The 20,620-nt window shown below is 47.8% G+C and carries 17 protein-coding genes and 1 tRNA gene; 12 read left to right on the top strand and 6 right to left on the bottom strand.

The genetic code is table 11. The annotated features are described in order from the left end of the window. The first annotated feature begins 52 nt into the window (after window positions 1-52). Entirely contained in the window at window positions 53-2,269 is a 2,217-nt protein-coding gene (locus ICN24_RS04870; RefSeq protein ID WP_216221752.1) for a malate synthase G, read from the top strand. 68 nt (window positions 2,270-2,337) lie between these two features. Continuing rightward, window positions 2,338-2,832, top strand: coding sequence for a hypothetical protein (locus ICN24_RS04875; RefSeq protein ID WP_216221754.1), 495 nt, complete (start codon window positions 2,338-2,340; stop codon window positions 2,830-2,832). Here ICN24_RS04875 and ICN24_RS04880 read toward each other — a convergent pair. Beyond that, window positions 2,819-3,343 carry a hypothetical protein gene (locus ICN24_RS04880; protein ID WP_216221756.1) on the bottom strand — a complete coding sequence of 175 codons (525 nt, stop codon included), beginning with the start codon at window positions 3,341-3,343 and terminating at the stop codon, window positions 2,819-2,821. The genes ICN24_RS04875 and ICN24_RS04880 overlap by 14 nt on opposite strands. A 70-nt stretch (window positions 3,344-3,413) precedes the next feature. On the opposite strand from ICN24_RS04880, the gene ICN24_RS04885 reads away from it, so the two are divergent. The 3 genes from ICN24_RS04885 to ICN24_RS04895 are packed head-to-tail and all read left to right on the top strand — an operon-like array spanning window position 3,414 to window position 5,862. Further along, window positions 3,414-4,646: an MFS transporter gene (locus ICN24_RS04885; protein WP_216221758.1), complete on the top strand. Its 1,233-nt coding sequence runs from the start codon at window positions 3,414-3,416 to the stop codon at window positions 4,644-4,646. A gap of 10 nt (window positions 4,647-4,656) precedes the next feature. Continuing rightward, window positions 4,657-5,340 carry a dienelactone hydrolase family protein gene (locus tag ICN24_RS04890; RefSeq protein WP_216221760.1) on the top strand — a complete coding sequence of 228 codons (684 nt, stop codon included), beginning with the start codon at window positions 4,657-4,659 and terminating at the stop codon, window positions 5,338-5,340. 24 nt (window positions 5,341-5,364) lie between these two features. Beyond that, window positions 5,365-5,862, top strand: coding sequence for a hypothetical protein (locus tag ICN24_RS04895; protein WP_216221762.1), 498 nt, complete (start codon window positions 5,365-5,367; stop codon window positions 5,860-5,862). An 11-nt stretch (window positions 5,863-5,873) separates the two neighbouring features. Here the strand turns inward: ICN24_RS04895 and ICN24_RS04900 are convergent, their stop codons facing one another. Both ICN24_RS04900 and ICN24_RS04905 read right to left on the bottom strand, forming a co-directional pair. Further along, complete coding sequence (locus ICN24_RS04900) at window positions 5,874-7,187, bottom strand: APC family permease (RefSeq protein ID WP_216221764.1); 1,314 nt, start codon at window positions 7,185-7,187, stop codon at window positions 5,874-5,876. A gap of 68 nt (window positions 7,188-7,255) precedes the next feature. Beyond that, a tRNA-Leu gene (locus tag ICN24_RS04905) sits at window positions 7,256-7,342 on the bottom strand. Window positions 7,343-7,500: 158 nt separating this feature from the next. Here ICN24_RS04905 and rnr point away from each other — a divergent pair. Genes rnr through ICN24_RS04920 form a run of 3 tightly spaced genes read left to right on the top strand, consistent with a single transcriptional unit; the run spans window position 7,501 to window position 10,898 of the window. Continuing rightward, on the top strand, window positions 7,501-9,885 hold the full coding sequence (gene rnr, locus ICN24_RS04910) for a ribonuclease R (RefSeq protein WP_216221766.1): 2,385 nt from the start codon (window positions 7,501-7,503) through the stop codon (window positions 9,883-9,885). Window positions 9,886-9,920: 35 nt separating this feature from the next. After that, window positions 9,921-10,676, top strand: a complete 756-nt coding sequence (gene rlmB, locus ICN24_RS04915) for a 23S rRNA (guanosine(2251)-2'-O)-methyltransferase RlmB (protein WP_216221767.1) — start codon at window positions 9,921-9,923, stop codon at window positions 10,674-10,676. Between the two features lie 36 nt (window positions 10,677-10,712). After that, entirely contained in the window at window positions 10,713-10,898 is a 186-nt protein-coding gene (locus tag ICN24_RS04920; RefSeq protein ID WP_216221769.1) for a DUF2892 domain-containing protein, read from the top strand. A 51-nt stretch (window positions 10,899-10,949) separates the two neighbouring features. Here ICN24_RS04920 and tal read toward each other — a convergent pair whose 3' ends face one another. Continuing rightward, entirely contained in the window at window positions 10,950-11,927 is a 978-nt protein-coding gene (tal, locus tag ICN24_RS04925) for a transaldolase (protein WP_216221771.1), read from the bottom strand. Window positions 11,928-12,020: 93 nt separating this feature from the next. On the opposite strand from tal, the gene rpiA reads away from it, so the two are divergent. Further along, a complete protein-coding gene (gene rpiA, locus ICN24_RS04930) occupies window positions 12,021-12,731 on the top strand; it encodes a ribose-5-phosphate isomerase RpiA (RefSeq protein WP_216221772.1) in 711 nt (236 codons plus the stop codon). A gap of 267 nt (window positions 12,732-12,998) precedes the next feature. Here rpiA and ICN24_RS04935 read toward each other — a convergent pair whose 3' ends face one another. Both ICN24_RS04935 and argA read right to left on the bottom strand, forming a co-directional pair. Beyond that, window positions 12,999-13,271, bottom strand: a complete 273-nt coding sequence (locus ICN24_RS04935) for an oxidative damage protection protein (RefSeq protein WP_216221774.1) — start codon at window positions 13,269-13,271, stop codon at window positions 12,999-13,001. Window positions 13,272-13,303: 32 nt separating this feature from the next. Then, window positions 13,304-14,668, bottom strand: coding sequence for an amino-acid N-acetyltransferase (argA, locus tag ICN24_RS04940; RefSeq protein WP_216221775.1), 1,365 nt, complete (start codon window positions 14,666-14,668; stop codon window positions 13,304-13,306). Window positions 14,669-14,733: 65 nt separating this feature from the next. Here argA and hrpA point away from each other — a divergent pair, with 65 nt between their 5' ends. From hrpA to ICN24_RS04955, 3 genes are read left to right on the top strand one after another with little or no spacing between them, the layout of a single operon-like run. Continuing rightward, a complete protein-coding gene (hrpA, locus tag ICN24_RS04945) occupies window positions 14,734-18,732 on the top strand; it encodes an ATP-dependent RNA helicase HrpA (protein ID WP_216221777.1) in 3,999 nt (1,332 codons plus the stop codon). Between the two features lie 58 nt (window positions 18,733-18,790). Further along, window positions 18,791-19,825: a cytochrome D1 domain-containing protein gene (locus ICN24_RS04950; RefSeq protein ID WP_216221779.1), complete on the top strand. Its 1,035-nt coding sequence runs from the start codon at window positions 18,791-18,793 to the stop codon at window positions 19,823-19,825. Between the two features lie 4 nt (window positions 19,826-19,829). Next, a complete protein-coding gene (locus ICN24_RS04955; RefSeq protein ID WP_216221781.1) occupies window positions 19,830-20,618 on the top strand; it encodes a polysaccharide deacetylase family protein in 789 nt (262 codons plus the stop codon). Window positions 20,619-20,620: the final 2 nt, after the last annotated feature.

The following is a 20,620-nucleotide window of genomic DNA, read 5'->3' on the forward strand; positions in this document are numbered from 1 at the left end:
AGTAAACAACCTACTAACCCGATTATTAACTTTTGCATAAGAAATTAACATCATGACTGCGCGCACAACCTGCAATAGCCTTCAAGTAGCAACCCCTCTGTACAGTTTTATCGAAGACAAAGTGCTTCCTGGAACTGGCATTAAGAGCGCTGACTTTTGGAAGGGTTTTGATGAGATCGTTAAAGACTTAACCCCAAAGAATGAAGCCTTATTAGCAAAGCGTGATCGCATTCAGGTGGATTTAGACAAATGGCATCAAGCCAATCCCGGCCCCATCAAAGATATGCCCGCATATCGCAAATTCTTAAAAGAGATTGCTTACTTAGATGAAGTGCCAGGGAAAGTAGTTGGCACTACTCAAAACGTTGATGATGAATTGGCTCTGCAAGCAGGCCCTCAGTTAGTGGTGCCCGTGCTCAATGCGCGCTATGCATTGAATGCAGCTAATGCCCGCTGGGGTTCTTTATATGATGCCCTCTACGGCACGGATGTTCTCTCTGAGGAAGATGGAGCAACAAAGGCAGGTGGCTATAACCCCATTCGTGGCGCCAAGGTTGTGGCTTATGCACGCAATTTCTTGGACCAAGCTGCTCCGCTGGCTAAAGGCTCACACCGTGATTCCGTGGCTTACACAGTAGATGGCAACAAGTTATCCGTAAAGCTTAAGGATGGTAGCACCACAGGGCTAGCTGATGAAAAGCAATTCGTAGGCTATCAAGGTGATGCAGCGGCTCCTAGCTCTGTGCTCTTGCGTAATAACGGCGTGCATATTGATATTGAGATCAACAAGACCAAAACCATTGGCGCCAGCGATCCTGCTGGCATTAACGATGTCATTCTTGAGGCAGCGCTATCTACGATTTTGGACTTGGAAGACTCCATTGCTGCAGTAGATGGCGATGACAAAGTCCTCGCCTATGAAAACTGGCTAGGCATCCTCAAGGGCACTTTGGTTGAGGAAGTGAAGAAGGGTGATAAGACGATTACTCGTGCGCTGAATCCAGATCGTAAATACAAAGCTGGTATTGGTGCAGTCAATGCTAAAGACGGTGTCGTGACTTTGCATGGTCGCTCACTCTTGTTCCTCCGTAACGTTGGCCACTTGATGACAAATCCAGCCATCATTACCGGTGAGGGTAAAGAAATCTACGAAGGCATCTTGGATGCAGTGGTTACCGTATTGATTGCCTTATATGACATCAACCGCTCTGCAACTCAGGCGATTGGCAATACACGCAAGGGTTCTGTTTACATCGTTAAACCAAAAATGCACAGCCCAGAAGAGGTCGCCTTCGCCGCTGAATTATTTGGCCGCGTAGAGAAGCTATTGGGCTTGCCAGCAGATACCGTTAAATTAGGCATCATGGATGAAGAGCGCCGCATGAGTGCCAACATCAAGGCGGCGATTGCTGCTGCAGGCGCGCGCGTTGCCTTTATTAATACTGGCTTCCTTGATCGCACTGGCGATGAAATGCATACCTCGATGTATGCTGGCCCAATGATCCGTAAGGGTGATATGAAAACCAGCAAGTGGTTGTCAGCCTATGAGCGCCGTAACGTATTTGCAGGCCTGGATTGTGGCTTGCGTGGTCGCGCTCAAATCGGCAAAGGAATGTGGGCCATGCCCGACATGATGAAGGCCATGGTTGAGCAAAAGATCGTGCATCCTAAGGCGGGTGCCAATACTGCTTGGGTTCCTTCTCCAACAGCGGCTACTTTGCACGCACTTCACTATCATCAAGTGAACGTTGCAGAGCTGCAAAAAGAGATGGAAAAGCTCGATACTGCCGCTGAAGCAGAAGCGCTAATTAACGACTTGTTAACGATTCCGGTCGCCGAAAAGCCAAACTGGTCTAAAGAAGAAATTCAGCAAGAATTGGATAACAACTGCCAGGGTATCTTGGGTTATGTAGTTCGCTGGATTGACCAGGGCGTTGGTTGCTCTAAGGTTCCTGATATTCATAACGTGGGTTTGATGGAAGACCGCGCTACTTTGCGTATCTCTAGTCAGCATATCGCTAACTGGTTGTTGCACGGCATCGTGACTGCTGATCAGGTGAACGAGACCTTACAGCGCATGGCTAAGGTGGTTGATGGTCAAAATGCTGGCGATCCTTTGTATAAGCCGATGATGCCGAACTACAAAGACTCTTATGCCTATAAAGCAGCAAGCGATTTGATCTTCAAGGGTCTTGAGCAGCCTAATGGCTATACCGAGCCACTCTTGCATGCATGGCGCTTAGAGGTAAAGAAGGCTAATGCGAAGTAATCGAATCTAAGTATTGAATCAAAATGGATTTGTCGAAAGACAAGTCCATTTTTTTATTCGACCCCTATATGTTCGGATTTCTAAATATTTTTTCTCGCTCGGAAGCTCAATTTCCATTTCAGCATAACGATGGCGGAAGATCGGCTGCTGGCTTTAAGGGTGGAGCAGGCGATTGTGTGGTGAGATCGATTGCAATCGCCGCCAACCTTCCTTATTTTCAGGTGTACGAAGATTTGCGTGATGCGAATGCGCGTTACGCACAAGAGCGTGACAATAAACTATCTCGCCTCTTGAATCAGCGTGGCTCATCGCCTCGTAACGGCAATCATCGGAATGTCTTTCATGATTACATTCTGGCGCAAGGCTTTGAGTGGGTGCCGACAATGAAGGTAGGCGCCGGCTGCCAGGTCCACCTCAGACCCGATGAATTGCCCAATGGCACACTGATTGTGAAGGTTTCCAAGCACCTGACTGCAGTTATTGATGGGGTTATGCATGATACCCATGACCCCTCTCGGGGAGGCAGTCGCTGTGTATACGGTTACTACATCAAGAGTCGCTAAGTTCCTTGCGGCCGTATTTGAGATTCCAAGCTGCTTTATAAGTGTTGGTCATGCCAATCATGACTGATGTTGTCCAGGCCAAAGAAAATAAACCCGTAAACGCTATAAAGAAGGCAAGACTTTTCCAGCCCGTAGGCAGTAGGTCGGAAACAAAGCCAACAGTGGTGTAGCAACTGCCTGCAAACAATAGGGCTTGTACAGCATCATCCATTAAACCTAAACCCAGTATGAAAAAACACCAGATAATGATTTCGCAGATATGCACTAATGCGATAAAGAAGAATGAGGCGTAAAAGTGCATGAAGACACGGTTGTACTGACCTAGGTCAAGATTTGATTGAGTCCTACCCTCAAAGCGCATGATGATGTGATTAATCAGGCTGCCGTGAAAAACCAGAATGATGATGAGACCTAGAACTCCAAAGAAAATATCGGTAATCAATGGGATAAATGGAATCCCCAATACCGTTGAATTGGCTAGCGGAGTTGGTAGATTGGGAAGAATGGACATGGGCGGTAGCCTGCAAATATTGGTATCAAGGGGGATAATGTCATATTGACTATTTCCTGTAAAGCAGACCTTGAGCCAGCCCCAAAACCTATTTCAATCCAATAAACAAGAACGCTTTTTTCTCCTGGCATTAGCAGGTATTCAGTTCACGCATATCTTGGATTTCATGATCATGATGCCTTTAGGGCCTCAGTTCATTGCTGCGCTCTCGATTAATACCCATCAGTTCGGTTTATTGCTGTCCTCTTATACCTTTGCTGCAGCTATTGCCGGGGTATTTGCCACCTATTACATTGATCGATTTGAGCGCAGGCAATTGCTCTTGCGCCTGTATATTTGTTTCATCATTGCTACGATTGCCTGCGGATTTGCTCCCAACTACCACATGCTTTTTATTGCGAGAGCCTGTGCTGGCGCCTTCGGTGGAATTTTGGGTTCCTTGGTACAAACAATTGTTGCAGACTCCATTCCTTTTGAGAGAAGAGGCAAGGCCCTGGGCACCGTGATGGCAGCATTTTCCGTATCGACAGTTGCCGGTGTGCCCCTTAGCTTGTTTTTGGCGAACCACATTAGTTTCTTAGGATGGCGTGCTCCGTTTATGTTTATTGGCTTGATCTCAGTGCTGATTCTTTTCATCGGGTATCGCAATATTCCGAAGATCTCGGGCCACTTACATCATGTGCAAGAGGGAAGTCGCTTTAAGCAAATCTACGATGTGTTTATTGCCCATCGCCATTTACGCGCATTTTTATTCATTGGCCTGGTGATGGTGACAGGTTTCTCGGTGATTCCCTACATCGCCCTCTATCTCACGGCCAATGTAGGCGTAGCGAATTCTTATATCTCATTGATTTATCTCTGCGGAGGTATTGCCACGCTCATGAGTTCACGCTTCATTGGTCATATGGCCGATAAGTTTGGCAAGGTGAAGGTGTTTCGGGTCCTAGCTATTATTAGTCTGGCGCCCATCCTGATCACTACGAATTTAGGCCCTGTACCCATTTGGATTGTGTTGGTCAATCAGACGGCATTCTTTATTCTGATCTCTGGCCGCATGATTCCAACGATGGCAATTGTCAGCCAAATGGTTGAGCCCAAAATCCGAGGAACGTTTATGAGTTTGGTTGGGTCAGTTCAGATGCTAGCCTCTGGAATTGCATCCGTATTAGCGGGATTGGTTGTGACCATTGCGGTAGATGGCCAAATGGAGCATTACAACTTGGTTGGATATGGAGCAACCGTGTGTGGTTTGCTTACATTCTGGCTGGTAGGATATATTCATTCCGATACAAAAAAAGCATAAGGAGTTATTCATGATCGAATACCAAAGACCTGATGGTCAATCTGTTAAAGGATATTTAGCGGAGCCTGCAAATGCGGAGCATGCCCCTGGTGTAGTGGTGATTCAGGAGTGGTGGGGCTTGGATGAGGAGGTGAAGGCTGTTGCCGATCGTTTAGCGCAGGCTGGTTATCGCGCCTTAGTTCCCGATCTCTATCGTGGCAAGCTGGCTTTGGAAGCGAAAGAAGCAGAACACTTAATGGGCGATCTCAATTTTGGTGATGCTGCTGGCCAAGACATTCGCGGTGCAGTTCAATACTTAAAATCTACTGGCAGCAAAAAAGTGGCTGTCACCGGATTTTGTATGGGTGGTGCATTAACAGTGCTTTCTGCATGCCATGTTCCTGAATTAGACGCCACGGTAGTTTGGTACGGCTATCCTCCTTTGGAATACGTTGACGCTGCAGCAATGACTAAGCCCATGTTAGCGCACTGGGCTACTCAAGATGACTTCTTTGCCATCTCAGGGGTAGATCAACTTGAGGAGAAGCTCAAAGCGGCAGGAGTCAACTACGACTTTCAGCGCTACGATGCCAAACATGCCTTTGCTAACCCTAAATCGGATTCACGCGGCTTACCACCGCTCCAGTACAACGCAGCAGCAGCAACATTGGCATGGGATAGAACGCTGGAGTTCCTCAAAAAGAATTTAGCCTAACTGACTAATAAAAGTGAATTTGCAATGCACCTTTTTTCTGAAAATCTCGCAGTAGAAATTTCGACTTATTACCGCAATCTCGTCTTAGGACATGGTGTGACACCAAAAGTATTTACTTTGGTCAATGTCGATGGCGATCAATATCTATTTTTCATTGACGACTTGCAAATGGAAAGGGCAGACGAGGACCAATTCTTAGCCTATATCGTGCATCAACATGATGCCGTAGCCTATGCACGTGGCACATTGGTGATTGTGGATCAGAGCCAGCAATTTATCGAGTTTGCTGTTGTTGATAAAGATGATGAGCAGGCAATTGTGTGCTCTGCCCAGCTGACCCGTGATTTGGAAGATAAGCCAATTGGCTTAACTGAATTCGAAAAGACGCTCGTCAAACGAAACTCGATTGTCTTTGGTCATCTTTACGATCCAGTAAAGCTCTCAGAAGAAAAGACGGAGGACTTTGAAAGCCTTTGGGAAGAAATGAAGCCCAAGATTCTCCATCGCATGATGGGTCTGTGAGGTTTTAGCTCTTATGGCTTAGATTCGAACTTCGTTCTCAGAAAATTTCGGGAAATAGCCTCTAAGCTAAACGAGCCAATCAGGGCTGCAAGTAAGGCGATCGCGCTCCCTGGCGCCGTCTGAACGACGTTGATAAACAGGGTCGCGAATAAACCCAGATTGACGATGATGGCCGCCCAGAGGGGCCACAGCTTTGCTCCGGTTTGTTTGCGAACCTTGATATGGCCAAGGGTAATAGCCGCATAAACCAGCAGAAAAGCTAAGCTCGCCATTTTTCCGACAACATCGAGTGGAAAAGCTAAAACCAAGGCAATTACGATTAATGCTGAAATACTTAAGGAGCGTGCTTGTGTTTTGAGAACAGCATCTCCGAGCATCTCGGAGATTGAGCTCTTGGCAGCCATATCTGCTGCGATATTAGAGGCAGCAAAAATGGTGGCATTGAGGGCAGCTGCGCAGGCTAGCAGCGCACAAGAGGCGATGACAATGAATCCGAGTTTGCCAGCAACGATCTGTGCGGCATCAGCAAGCACATGTCCACTAAATTGCAACATTTGTGATGGCGTCAGCAAGAGTTCAGTTGCAACACTCACCAGTACATAAGCAATGGTTACCAAAACCAAGGCTGAGAACATTGCCATAGGTAATTCTTTTTGGGGTTCTTGCATGGCATTCGAGGAATTGGTAACTACGCCAAATCCTTGGTAGTTGATATAGAGAATGCCTGTGGCAATCGCAATGCCGTTAATGGACCAACCAGACATCTCAAACTGACTGATATTCGCTGTATGGATACCGCCCGCAGAAAAGAGTAGCAGAGCAATCGTGACAAAACCAATCGCTATTGTTTCAGCGCGACCAACAATATCGGTACCCAGTAAATTGATTCCGGCACAGAGGATCACGATCACCGCACTAACGAGTTTGACTTCATTGGGGGAGAGCGCTGATCCCATCAGCGTATTGGCATATTCTGCAAAGCCGGCTGCATACAAAGCGGCTGCAATCAGATAGGCAATGTATTGAAAGATATTAAGACCTCCTGAAATAACGCCAGGTCCAAAACTCATGACAGTAAAAGTGGCTGCCCCACCACTGCTAGGGAAGGTTGCTCCAAGCTTGGCATAGGAGTAGACCGAGAAGGAGGCCGCAAAAGCACCCAGTAAAAATGCCAAAGGAACATGGGTACCAGCATGAATACTGGCAGTTCCTAGTAATGAAAAGAGGCCGGCCCCCATCATCCCGCCAATGCCTAAGGCAGTGGCTGAAAAGAGGCTAATTTTCTGTGCCTGTTTGCCTGATTTCTTGAGTAGGACTGAATTCACTGGGCTTTCTCGAAATGGCTAGCTTGTAATTGGATGATATGACCCCATATAAGGTCTAGTGAGGTGTTTGGTGCCCAGGAAGGGACTCGAACCCCCACAACCTTACGATCGCCAGCACCTGAAGCTGGTGCGTCTACCAATTTCGCCACCTGGGCATGCCTCTATTATAGGGGGATGGGCGTTTTTAGGCTTTTTTTCACCCCATTTTGGCTTTTTCCCTTCAGACTTGGTGGTTTGATACAGTAGCCTTATTCATAACAAAAATAGATATCAGTAGATATATAGATAGGGCATGTATTGCCGAAGGAATTAAATGCGTAAAGCAAAAGACTTGATGCCCCGTGAGGCCGACCGTTTAGGTACGGTTCAAGGGCATCGAGATGGATTTGGGTTTGTCATTCCCGATGATGGTGGTGAAGATATTTTTCTCTCCGAGAGAGAAATGTCCCGCGTCATGCATGGCGATAGAGTCAATGTCAGAGTATTAGGAACCGATCGACGTGGTCGCCCAGAAGGGCAGATCGTTGAGGTGGTGCTGCATGCCAACAAAGTAGTGATCGGCCGACTATTGAATGAGAACGGCGTGTTAATTGTTGCGCCTGAAGATAAGCGTATTGGTCATGACATTCTGATTCCGCCGAAGGGGCAAGGACAGGCTAAATTAGGCCAAGTAGTGAGTGTTGAAATTATTGATTACCCAGATAGCTATCGCCAGGCCGTAGGGCGTGTTGTAGAGGTTTTAGGTGAGATCGATGACCCGGGTATGGAAATCGAGATTGCAGTACGCAAGTACGGCGTGCCCCATGAGTTTTCAGCGGCAGCGATGAAGGAGGCTGCAGCACTGCCCGATACCGTGCAGCAGTCAGATCTCGAGGGTCGAGTCGATCTGCGTGATGTTCCTCTGGTCACCATTGATGGTGCGGATGCGCGTGACTTTGATGATGCCGTTTATTGTGAGCCGGTCATGTACGGCAAGACAAAGGCGTGGCGCCTAATTGTGGCAATCGCTGACGTTTCGCATTACGTCAAACCGGGTCATCCATTGGATGACGAAGGTTTACTGCGTGCTACATCTGTCTACTTCCCCAGACGCGTCATCCCCATGTTGCCGGAGAAGATCTCCAACGGACTTTGCTCGCTCAATCCTAATGTAGATCGCCTTTGTATGGTGTGCGACTCTGTGGTCGACAACAACGGTGTAGTGCTGGCCTATCAGTTCTATCCCGCGGTAATGCATTCTGCGCAACGCTTTACCTATGACACGGTTTGGGAGATTCTCTCTAATAGTAAGGGCCCTGAAGCAGCACGATTTGCTCAGTTTCGCCCTTTGTTGACCAATCTGTATTCACTCTTCAAAATATTGCTATCTGCTCGTGAGAAGCGTGGTGCGATTGAGTTTGAAACAACTGAGACACAAATCATTAGCAATGAACTCGGTAAGATTTTGCGCATTGAGCCGCGCCTTCGCAATGATGCTCACCGCTTAATTGAAGAGTGTATGTTGACAGCCAACGTTTGCGCTGCTGACTTTATTGAAAAGAATAAGCATCTCAGTCTGTATCGCGTGCACGGCGAGCCTTCCGAAGAGAAACTAGTTACCTTGCGTCAAGTATTACGAACATCAGGCCTATCTCTTGGTGGTGGTGAAAAACCAAAACCACGTGATTTTGCTAAGTTGATGCGTGAAATTAAAGATCGCCCGGATGCCAATATGTTGCAGTCCGTTGTTTTACGCTCTATGCAGCAAGCAATGTACCAACCGGATAACGAAGGCCACTTTGGTTTAGCGTATCCAGCGTATTCTCATTTCACCAGTCCGATTCGTCGCTATCCAGACTTATTGACCCATCGTGTCATTAAATCCATTCTGGAAAAGAAACCTTACGTTCCTGTTCTACCTCCTAAAGTACCGCTAAATCTCACATTGCCTCGTAAGGGTAAAGGTAGAGAAAATGCGGTCAATGCCAAGAAATCCCAAAGCGATGCTAAAGCGGGTGCAGCTAAAGGAACACGTGTTCCTAAGGGTGCTAATGCTGCTTTGCCTATTTGGGGTCAATTGGGCGTTCACTGCTCCTCGAATGAGCGGCGTGCAGATGAAGCCTCGCGTGATGTCGAGGCATGGCTCAAGTGCTATTACATGCGAGATCATCTTGGTCAAGAGTATGCGGGTACTGTTACCGGCGTAGCAAACTTTGGTCTCTTTATTCAGCTAGAGAACCTGTTTGTTGAAGGTATGGTTCACGTCACTGAACTGGGTGGTGATTACTTCCAGTACGATGAAGCTCGCCAAGAATTGCGTGGCGAGCGAACCGGTATTCGCTATCGTTTAGGTGACCGCCTGCATGTCTTAGTCAGTCGTGTAGATTTGGATGCGCGCAAAATTGAATTTAGCCTAGTGAAAAGTTCTGGTGCCGAAGGTGCTGGCTCCTCCAGTCGTCGTCAGTTGTTGTTAGCTGCTGATACCGGTAGGCCCAATAAAAAGGCTGCTCCCAATAAGAGTAGGCCAGCTCATAAAGCGCCTCAAAAGCCCAGCGGAATCAATGTCAATGCTGCAAAGTCTGCCGGCGCCTTGGGTGCTACACAATCTAAGAGCAAAGCTAGTCGTAAGAATGGCAAGGCCAGCAAGCCTAATAGATCTGTTGGAAAACCTGCGGGTAGTAAACCACCAGTTCGCAATACCAAAGCACGCCGCAAGTAATAATCTATTCAGAATAAGTCAGAACAAATACCAAGATGAAACAAATATTAGTTGGATTTCATGCGGTTCAAGCGCGCTTGCGCGTTGATCCCGATAGCCTCAAGTCGGTCTACTTTGATCCAAGTCGTCGTGATCGCCGTATGGGTGACTTTCTAAAACAAGCGGAAGAGATTTTGGGTGAGCGTTTGCACGCTGCTGATGCGGAGCGCTTACAAAAATTGACAGGTCATGATCGTCACCAAGGTGTAGTGGCTTTGGCCGAAAAAATGACTATTGCACGGACGATTACCGAGGTGATTGAAGACGTTGAAGGTGCAAAAGAAAAGCCTTTATTTCTCATATTGGATGGTGTAACGGATCCCCATAACTTCGGTGCTTGTTTGCGGGTGGCTGATGGTGCAGGTGTAGATGCGGTAGTCATTCCAAAGGACCGTTCAGCTTCCATTAATGCTACGGTCAGTAAAGTTTCTAGCGGCGCTTCTGAGGTAATACCGGTGATTACGGTGACCAATCTGGTTCGCAGCATGAAAGAAATGCAGGAAGCAGGCGTATGGATTATCGGCACGGATGATGAGGCTGAAAAATCTATTTATGACATCGACCTGACAGGCTCAATCGCGATTGTCATGGGGGCAGAAGGTGAGGGCATGCGTCGCTTGACTAAAGAAACCTGTGATGAGCTTGTACGTATTCCAATGCAAGGCGTGGTCTCCAGTTTGAATGTTTCTGTTGCCAGCGGCGTATGCCTGTATGAGGCATTAAGACAGCGGCTTGCTAAAACTAAAAAATAAGCCTAAGCTGAAACAAGTAACAATAAAGGGGCTCATATGAAATGCAATATTGGACACACGGATCGCGTACTACGCATGACTGTTGGTGTAACACTGATGGGTCTGGCGGGTTTTGGTATTACCGGGCCTTGGGCATGGATCGGAATCATCCCTCTGGCAACAGGCATGTTTGGTAATTGTCCGGCTTATACCTTGCTAGGCATCAATACAGCCAAGAAGTAAGCAATAAACGAAGTGCTCACATGTAAAGCCATGGTAAACGCTATGGCTTTTTTATTTTCCCAATAGAGTCTCAAGCTTTTCTGTATCAATGCAGAAATTTCGAATACCTTCAGCCAGTTTTTCAGTGGCCATCGCATCATTGTTCAGTTGCAATCTAAAGCTTGGTTCATCTAATTTCAGCGGGATAATATTTTCAGCACTCAAAGCGGCTTGTGCATTGGCTGTATCCAGTTTTTTAGTTACAGCCGTAAAGCCTGTACTTAATTCACTCAGGAGTTCTGGGCTAATGGTCAGCAGATCGCAACCAGCCAGCTCTAGAATTTGCGTGGTATTGCGAAAGCTTGCGCCCATGATTTCAGTGGGAATGCCAAAGTGTTTGTAATAGTGAAAAATGCGTTTTACTGAAGTTACACCAGGATCATTTGCTCCGCCGTGAGTTGCATCGCTCCAATTGGACCCTAACTTCACTTTGTACCAATCAGTAATGCGGCCTACAAAAGGCGAAATCAGCTTTGCGTTAGCAGCGCCACAAGCAGCTGCTTGCACAAGCGAGAAGAGTAGAGTCATATTGCAATGAATGCCATCTGACTCCAATTCTTTGGCAGCCGCAATGCCTTCCCAGGTGGCAGCCAGCTTGATTAAGATCCGTTTGCGATCAACACCATGCGACTCATACAAAGCGATTAAGTGTTTTGCTTTGGCAACGGTGGCCTTGGTGTCGAAGGAGAGGCGGGCGTCTACTTCGGTAGACACTCGACCAGGAACAATCTTCAAGATTTCCATGCCAAATGCGACCAAGATGTAGTCAACCAGTTCAGTTGGATTTAAACCTGGGTGAGCAGCTTTAACGGCATTGACCAATGACTGATAATTGGGCTGCTGGGCAGCCTTCAGAATCAGCGAGGGATTGGTAGTTGCGTCCTGTGGCTGAAACTCTTGCATGCGCTCAAAATCGCCTGTGTCGGCTACTACCGTAGTGAGTTTCTTGAGTTGCTCAAGTTGGCTTGGGGCTAAGGTAGTGCTATTCATAAGGGTGTAAGGGGATCTCAAAGGATGGTTTCTTGAATATCATATGATAGATGTATTCATTAATCCGCTCCAGTAAAGGCCGTTAGCAAACCCATGAATCAGGATCAACTCAAACAGATGGTAGGTGAGGCAGCCCGCGATGAGGTCTTAAAGCTGCCTGCTGGGCAAATCTTGGGCGTAGGCACCGGCTCCACTGCGAATTGCTTTATTGATGCGCTTGCCCCCTACAAGAGTCATTTTGCTGGAACGGTCTCAAGCTCAAATGCCACTACTGAGCGTTTGTTAAAGCATGGCTTCAAAGTGCTGGATCCAAATGATGTTCAAGGCTTGCCAGCCTACGTGGATGGCGCAGATGAGATTGATCCTGCTGGACACATGATTAAAGGCGGCGGCGGCGCATTGACTCGCGAAAAGATTATTGCCTCGATGGCAAAGCAATTTATTTGCATTTGTGATTCTTCAAAACAGGTGCCTGTATTGGGTAACTTTGCGCTCCCTGTAGAAATCATTCCACTGGCTAAAGGTGTGGTGAGTAGGGAACTTGAGAAATTGGGTGGTAAGGTTTCTCTTCGTTTGGCTAAGAACACTCGCGCCGATCTCCATCAAACTCCGAGTGAGCCTTTTGTAACCGATAATGGCGGGTGGATTTTGGATATTGCTGGCTTGCAAATTGCCAATCCCCTGCAGATGGAGGCGCAAATCAACCAAATTGCGGGCGTCATCACGGTAGGCTTGTTCGCGAAAGAAAAGGCGAATATCTTGTTGGTCAGCAATGCCTCTGGCGTTGAGCGCCTTGCTCTCTAATTACTGAAAGATAATAAAAAACCCGACGGGGTATGCCCATCGGGTTGTTTGCCATGGTATGCATGGCGCAGGCACTCGGAAGGTATTTCGTTCCTTAGCCTATAAGCGCATAGATGCGCTTATTTTTACTGGCTTTCGCCAATGTGGCGGGGCACTATTACTGCCTCACCACGATTACATCCTATGCCTGTGTTTTTAGTGTGTCAACAATAAAAACTGCTTTTATGGAACTATTTTTATGCTGTATTGCAATACAGCGATAACGCTTTACTCTGCTGGGGGTACGTAGCCTTGGGCCATATCTGCCCCGCCTTCAAAGAAGTATTTCTCAACCTGCTTTAAAAGGTATTGGCGTGCGCGTGGATCAGCCATGTTCAGGCGGTTTTCATTAATCAACATGGTTTGTTGCTTTAACCAAGCAGCCCAAGCTTCTTTGGAAACTTGATTCCAAATCTTTTTGCCCAATTCGCCAGGAAGTGGGGCGAAATCCATGCCTTCGGCTTCCTTATTGAGTTTGATGCATTGAACCATGCGTACCATCTGTAATGCCTTTCTTGTTTAGTGCTTATTGCTTATAGATCTTTAGTTAAAACCATGGACTTACGGTCCCAGTTATAAATTTGCTTTCTTTCTTCCGGCAAATCCTCCACCGATGCTCGCTTAAAGCCACGTTTGAGGAACCAGTGCTCAGTTCTTGTAGTGAGAACAAATAATTTTTTGATGCCCTCTTGTTTGGCTCTCATTTCAATGCGCTTGAGAAGGCGTTCACCGTCACCGGACCCTTGAACATCTGGATCTACAGCAAGGCAGGCCAACTCACCCACACCGTTAGGGAAGGGAAATAGGGCTGCGCAACCGAAGAGAACACGATCATGCTCAATGACTGAGAAGCGCTGAATATCACGTTCAATCACATCCTGTCCGCGAGCAGCCAGAATACCTTCTTCTTCGAGTGGCATGGTAAGTTGCAAGATACCGCCAACGTCATCTTGATTGGCTTCACGCAAGTTCTCAATATCGGAAGAGGCTAGCATCATGCCGATGCCATCATGGGTAAAGAGCTCTTCCAGGAGTGCGCCATCTTGATTGCAGGGCAGGAAGTGCACACGACTGACGCCTGCACGAATTGCTCTGCTGGAGATATTGAGCAAACTCTTCATACCCACATCCAGATCTTTGTTTTGGCCTACATATTCTTGTAGCTGTGGCAATGAGAGTTCGGTAATGAAGTCGCCTTCAGCATCTTTCAAGCCACCATAAGGGCTCAAGAAAATCAGCTTATCCGCTTTTAGTGCGGCAGCAGTCGAAGCCGCAACATCTTCATAGGCCAAATTAAAAGCTTGGCCGGTTGGTGAGAAGCCAAGTGGTGAGAGCAGAACAATCTTATTGCTATCAAGTGAGAGCTTAATCGATGTGGAATCCACTTTACGAACTAAGCCGGTATGGATGTAGTCGACACCTTCTACAACGCCTACTGGCATCGCAGTAATGAAGTTGCCAGAAATCACGGAGATACGAGACCCCGCCATGGGCGTGTTTGGTAAGCCGCGGCTAAATGCTGCCTCGATATCTAAACGCAATTCACCGGCCGCCTCTTTGACGCACTCTAAGGCTGCAGCATCAGTAATTCGATAGCTGTGCATAGCGCTCTTGCCAAACTTACTCTTAATCTTGCGCAGCATCAGCTGCTCTTCAATCTGCGGACGAATGCCGTGAACGAGGACGATGCGCATCCCCATGGCATGCAACATTGCAATATCCTCAATCAGGTTCTCAAGACCGATTTCTTGGACGAGTTCGCCAGCAAAGGCGATCACAAAGGTCTTTTCTCGAAAACTATGAATATAAGGCGCAACGTCGCGCAACCAGCCCACAAAAGGGAAGTTAGAGGTAGATTCTTCAGCGCTTGGCGCCTGGTTTGGTGCATTTGTCGGCATAGTGAGAAAATTATAGGGTGCAAGAGCCTATAAACCAACAAAAACCCACAGCAATCTCTTCGTCTGTGCCTGCTTCCAACAATGGGCGCAGGCTTGAAATCCGCTTTCCGGAAGAATTGCCGGTCTCAGGTCAGCGTCAACTCATCAAGGATGCGCTCCAGAGCCATCAGGTTGTCATCGTCTGTGGTGAGACGGGCTCAGGCAAGACCACGCAGCTGCCAAAGATTTGCCTGGATCTTGGCAGAGGCACGATCAATGGCGGCAAGCTCATTGGCCATACCCAACCGCGCAGGATTGCAGCTACTGCAACCGCCAAGCGTATAGCGCAGGAGCTGGGGTCGCCAATTGGGCAAGATGTGGGTTATCAAGTCCGCTTTGCTGATAAGACCAGTAACACCGCCTCGATCAAGTTAATGACGGATGGCATCTTGTTGGCTGAGACCCAGCGTGACCCCCACTTGAAGGCCTACGACACACTCATCATTGATGAGGCGCATGAACGCAGTCTGAACATCGATTTCTTATTGGGATACCTACGACAGTTGCTTCCCAAGAGGCCTGATCTCAAACTCATCATTACCTCTGCCACGATTGACGCACAGCGTTTTGCTGAGCACTTTGCACTCAAAGGCAAAGTAGCGCCCGTGATAGAGGTGAGTGGTAGGTTGTTTCCGGTAGAGCAGCGTTACTCGCCTCTAGAGCCGGACACCAAGCCTGATGGCAAAAAGGAATCGAAGACTGCTAAAGAAATTCCGGACGCGGTTGCAGAAGAAATTGCTAAGGTGTGGCGGGAGGGAAGTAGTGGTGCAGGGGATGTCTTGGTATTTTTGCCGGGCGAGCGCGAGATTCGGGATTGCGCCGAGGCGCTTCGCAAAGACCATGTCTTGCAGCAACGCTTTCATCCGGAGGTACTGAGTTTATTTGCTCGTCAATCTGTAGCCGAACAAGAGAGGGTCTTCTCTCCTGGTAATGGTCGCCGCATTATTTTGACCACCAACGTGGCCGAGACCTCTTTAACGGTGCCTAATATTCGCTATGTCATCGATAGTGGCTTAGCTCGAGTCAAACGCTATTCTTATCGCAATAAAGTGGAGCAGTTACAGATTGAGCCCATATCGCAAGCAGCGGCCAATCAAAGGGCGGGTCGTTGCGGCCGCGTCTCGGATGGTATTTGTGTGCGCCTCTACAGTGAGCAAGACTTTCAAAGCCGCCCCAAATTTACTGATCCTGAAATTCTGCGCAGTTCATTGGCAGCTGTCTTGCTGCGCATGAGCGCTTTACGCTTATCTAAAATTCAGCATTTCCCATTTATTGATAAACCGCTGGGAAGGGCTATTGCGGATGGAGTGCAGTTACTCGATGAGCTAGGAGCCATTGAGTTTGATGATGCGGGCTCTGCTGACGGTAAAGATCTCAATAACAGCTTTAAGCTCACACAGATTGGTAAGCAGTTGGCAGCACTCCCGCTTGATCCTCGAATCGGCAGGATGTTATTGGCAGCCAAAGAGCAAAATGCGTTGAAAGAAGTCACCATCATCGCTTGCGCTCTAGCCACTCAGGACCCACGCGAACGCCCTATAGATCAGGGGGCAGCTGCAGACCAAGCGCATTTGCAATTTGCAGACGAGCGCTCTGAGTTTCTCAGTTTTGTGAAGCTTTGGAATTGGTACCAAGATGCCCTTCAGCATAAACATAGCAATCGACAACTAGAAACTTTGTGCCGCAGCAAGTTTTTATCCCCTCGTCGTTTGCGTGAGTGGCGGGATGTCTATGGACAGCTTCACACCATGCTTGGCGAGAAAGGCTGGAAGGAGAATGCCTTACCAGCTACCTATGAGCAAGTCCACGTTTCATTGCTCACTGGTTTATTGGGATACGTTGCTAAAAAAGAAGAGGATGAAAAATCTCAGGATCGCAATAGTAAAACTGGTGGTTACGTAGGCGCCAGAGGAATACGCCCCTTTATTTGGCCCGGCTCAACGATCGGCAAGAAGGCAGGTGCTTGGATTTTGGCGGGGGAGCTTCAAGAAACCAGCCGCATGTATGCCCGCACGATTGCCAAAATTGAGCCGCAATGGGTAGAACGCGTAGCCGCCCATCGACTCATCAAATCCTTAAGTGATCCATTTTGGGATAACCGCCAGGGGGAGGTCTTAGCCTTTGAGCGTGGCACTTTATATGGTTTACCGATTTATCACGGTCGTCGGGTGCGCTATGAGCCGCATAACCCAGAGGAAGCGCGTGAGTTGTTTATCCGTCAGGCCTTGGTTCAAGAAGAAATGTTTGGGCGCATGGATACTCCTGCACTTTCGCGCGAGACCGAGGCCGATGCTAAGAAAAAATATCCTGGACTCTTTCATTTCTTTTGGCATAACCGACGGCTCATTAAAGAAATTGAAGCCTTAGAACACCGCTCTCGGCGTCCCGATGTATTGGTCGACGATGAATTGCTCTTTGCTTTTTATGACGCTCGTATTCCCAAGGGAATATGTAATCGAGAAGGTCTTCAGTCGCAGCTGAAACAAAACCCTGAGATGGATGCGCAATTACGTTTAGAAAAGGCCGACCTCATGCGTCATGAGGCTGCTGGCATCACGGTAGATCGATATCCCAAAGTGATGAAGGTAGGTGGGGCGGAATTGAGTCTGACCTATCACTTTGAGCCAGGTAGCCCCAAGGACGGAGTCACCTTGGTAGTTCCATTGGCGCAATTAAATCAAGTCGATGGTCGCCGCTGCGAATGGCTTGTGCCGGGAATGTGTGAAGAAAAGATTTTGCTGCTCCTTAAAACCTTGCCCCAAAAGTTGCGACGTCACTGCGTGCCATTACCGGATTACGCCAAATCGTATTTGGAGCGAAAGCTTGAAGCAAAGCAATTTGGTGTCGGTGATTTTATGGATAGCTTGATTGAAGATATCCGCCAAGAGCGTGGACTGGAAATTAAGCGCACTGACTTTAGGCCCGAAGCTTTGCCTTTGCATTCCTCTATGAACTTTCGCCTGATAGATGAGCATGGTCGACAGCTAGAGGTCGAGCGCAATTTAGTGCGCCTACGATCTGAATATGGCCAGACTGCACGTTCAGCTTTCCAAGTGGTTGCCCAGGAGGTGGCGCAGACCGAGTTGGGTATTGAGCCCACCAAGACTGCGCCCACCAATGTCAAGGCAGAGGGCGGTGATCAAGCCCGTAAGGTTGAGCAGGGCGGCTATCGTGCCTGGGAGTTTGGCGAGTTGCCTGAAACTCTAGAAATTCAAAAAGGTAATAAAACACTATTTGGCTATCCTGCTTTAATTGATCGCGGAGACTATTGCGATCTGGAAGTATTTGATGATTTAGTGGAAGCGCGCAAACAGCATGTGCTGGGATTGCGACGGTTATTTGCCCTGGGCAATAAAGACACCATTAAGGCATTACAAAAACAATTGCCAGGCCTAAGAGAATTGGGATTGCTATTTATCAATGTGGGCTCTGTCGACAATCTGATTGAGCAAATTCTCAATCTGTCGATTGAGCGGGCTTTTATGACTGAGCCATTACCCAATACCGCAGAGCAATTTTCAGAAAGAATGCAGGCCGGTAAGCCACGATTGGCATTAATTGCACAAGAAGTGGCGCGACATGCCCTAAGCGCACTCCAGGCCTATGCAGATTTGCAGAAGAAATTGGCCCAAGCCAAAGCAGCTTCACCTAGTGCGTATGCGGATATCCAATCTCAAGTTCAGGGATTGATCTTTCCTAAATTTGTGGCAGAGATTCCATATGCTCAGTTAGTGCATTTACCACGCTATCTTAAGGCAGTGGCAATGCGGATCGACAAGATGCGATCCAACCCTGCCCGGGATGCGCAATGTCAAAAAGATTGGGAATCGGTTGCAAGACCATGGCAAAAACGGATGCAGGGTGCCAAGGGATCTGCTGCTTATGCGATGGCAGATGACCAGGCGTTGACGGATTTTCGCTGGCAACTGGAAGAGCTCAGGGTCGCTTTGTATGCTCAGGAGCTTAAAACCCCGACTCCAATGTCCTTGAAGCGCCTGGAAAAAGTTTTGGCTAGTTTGCGCTAGGTCAAATCCACCCTGATTTAAGGGTATTTCGCCTATTTGCATTGCTTACAATGTGGGTATGTATACAAATACCCAGTTCAGCAGTTTTCGCCTCTTCGCCATATCTGCTGTTTTAGCGCTACTCAGTTTCCCCCATTTGGCAATTTCTCAAACAGCAAGTGCGCCAGCTGTTGCCCTATCAAACCAACCAAAGTTGGCCGTGATTCTGAATTCGGGCTCCGCTTCGGTGAGTTTGATTGACATGACTACGCACCAAGTCACTAAAACGATTCCAGTTGGTAAAGAGCCGCATCACCTCATGATGACGCCAGATCAGAAAACCTTGCTGATTGCCAATGCCGCTGGCAATGATGTGGTCCTCATGAATCCAGTTAGCGGTGAAATCACTGGTAAGGTGCCTAACATCATCGATCCATATCAGATTGGCTACTCACCGAATCACAAATGGTTTGTTGCTAATGGCAATCGCTTAGATCGTGTCGATATTTACGCAGCCAATGGCGCTGATCTGAAGTTGGCTAAAACTGTTAAGTTAGCAAAAACACCAAGTCATATTGCATTTACTTCCGATAGCAAAATTGCGTTCATTACTTTGCAGGACTCTAGTGAGCTCGCAGCAATTGATTTAGAAACACAAAATGTGCTTTGGGTGATGCCCACTGGAAAAGTACCCGCCGGTTTATGGATGACCCCGGGCGATCAATACTTATTAGTTGGTATTACGGGTGAGGACAATGTCCAGGTCATCGATTGGAAGAATCGCAAAGAAGTGAAGCGGATCTTTACAGGGAAGGGCGCACACAACTTCCGCCCGCTTGGGGATAAGAAGCATGTATTCGTGAGTAATCGCATCGCTTCCACCATTAGCTTGATTAATATGCAGACTTTAGAAAAAGTGGCCGACATTACCGGCTTGCCTTCAGGTCCAGATGATATGGAAATCACGCCAGATGGCAAAACGATGTGGGTGACATTTCGTTTTGCTAAAAAGGTGGGGGTGATTGATATTCCTTCCATGAAATTAGTGGAAGTCATTCCAGTGGGTAAATCTCCTCATGGCGTTTTCTTTTACCCAAGGGCATCTTGGGAATAAGCGCATGAATAGCAAGCATCTCATTTGCTTTACAGCCGCGCTGATGCTCGGCTGTTTTTCATTTGGCAGTCAGGCTCAAACTGCCAGCTGCAATAAAACGGTGTATTTGACGTTTGATACTGGCAATATGTCGGTGGCTCATAAAGTGGATGAGATCCTCAGGCGCCAGTCCGTCAAGGCCACCTTTTTTCTAGCGAATGAAAAAACCTATCGTGGTGACTATGCCTTAGAAGATTCTTGGAAGCCGTTTTGGCAGCAACTGGCTAAAGAGGGCCATCACTTTGGTAGTCATACCTATGATCATGATTACTTTGTGAAGGATGGACCCAAAGGCCAAGTCTTTGAAAAGCCCCAATTTGGTCCTAAAGCAGGGGAGACCATTTTGTATAACGAAGCGGCGATGTGCAAACAGATTCGCAGGGTAGATCAGCGCTTTCAGGAGATGACAAACCAAGCCTTGCAAAAGATATGGCGTGCTCCGGGGGGTAAAACTTCACCCACCTTGATTCGGATCGGTGATATGTGCGGTTATCAGCACATCGGCTGGGCGCCAGCAGGATTTTTAGGGGATGAACTCAATTCAGATAAGCATCCAAATAGCGTGCTACTGGATCAAGCGAGTCGCAATATCAAGGATGGCGACATTACGATGGCGCATCTGGGTATTTGGTCCAGAAAGGATCCTTGGGCGCCTGCAGTCTTGGAGCAGCTCATTATCAATTTAAAGCAGCGCGGCTTCTGCTTTGGGGTATTGCCCAGCGGCAGCCAAAATTCTGCAGATCAGTCAAAATAAAG

Source organism: Polynucleobacter sp. UK-Kesae-W10 (assembly GCF_018881575.1).
GTDB lineage: Bacteria > Pseudomonadota > Gammaproteobacteria > Burkholderiales > Burkholderiaceae > Polynucleobacter.

Coding starts and splice junctions, on each gene's coding strand:
- ICN24_RS04870 (WP_216221752.1), top strand. CDS start 53: ATGACTGCGCGCACAACCTGCAATAGCCTTCAAGTAGCAACCCCTCTG.
- ICN24_RS04875 (WP_216221754.1), top strand. CDS start 2,338: ATGTTCGGATTTCTAAATATTTTTTCTCGCTCGGAAGCTCAATTTCCA.
- ICN24_RS04880 (WP_216221756.1), bottom strand. CDS start 3,343: ATGTCCATTCTTCCCAATCTACCAACTCCGCTAGCCAATTCAACGGTA.
- ICN24_RS04890 (WP_216221760.1), top strand. CDS start 4,657: ATGATCGAATACCAAAGACCTGATGGTCAATCTGTTAAAGGATATTTA.
- ICN24_RS04895 (WP_216221762.1), top strand. CDS start 5,365: ATGCACCTTTTTTCTGAAAATCTCGCAGTAGAAATTTCGACTTATTAC.
- rnr (WP_216221766.1), top strand. CDS start 7,501: ATGCGTAAAGCAAAAGACTTGATGCCCCGTGAGGCCGACCGTTTAGGT.
- rlmB (WP_216221767.1), top strand. CDS start 9,921: ATGAAACAAATATTAGTTGGATTTCATGCGGTTCAAGCGCGCTTGCGC.
- ICN24_RS04920 (WP_216221769.1), top strand. CDS start 10,713: ATGAAATGCAATATTGGACACACGGATCGCGTACTACGCATGACTGTT.
- tal (WP_216221771.1), bottom strand. CDS start 11,927: ATGAATAGCACTACCTTAGCCCCAAGCCAACTTGAGCAACTCAAGAAA.
- rpiA (WP_216221772.1), top strand. CDS start 12,021: ATGAATCAGGATCAACTCAAACAGATGGTAGGTGAGGCAGCCCGCGAT.
- ICN24_RS04935 (WP_216221774.1), bottom strand. CDS start 13,271: ATGGTACGCATGGTTCAATGCATCAAACTCAATAAGGAAGCCGAAGGC.
- argA (WP_216221775.1), bottom strand. CDS start 14,668: ATGCCGACAAATGCACCAAACCAGGCGCCAAGCGCTGAAGAATCTACC.
- ICN24_RS04950 (WP_216221779.1), top strand. CDS start 18,791: ATGTATACAAATACCCAGTTCAGCAGTTTTCGCCTCTTCGCCATATCT.
- ICN24_RS04955 (WP_216221781.1), top strand. CDS start 19,830: ATGAATAGCAAGCATCTCATTTGCTTTACAGCCGCGCTGATGCTCGGC.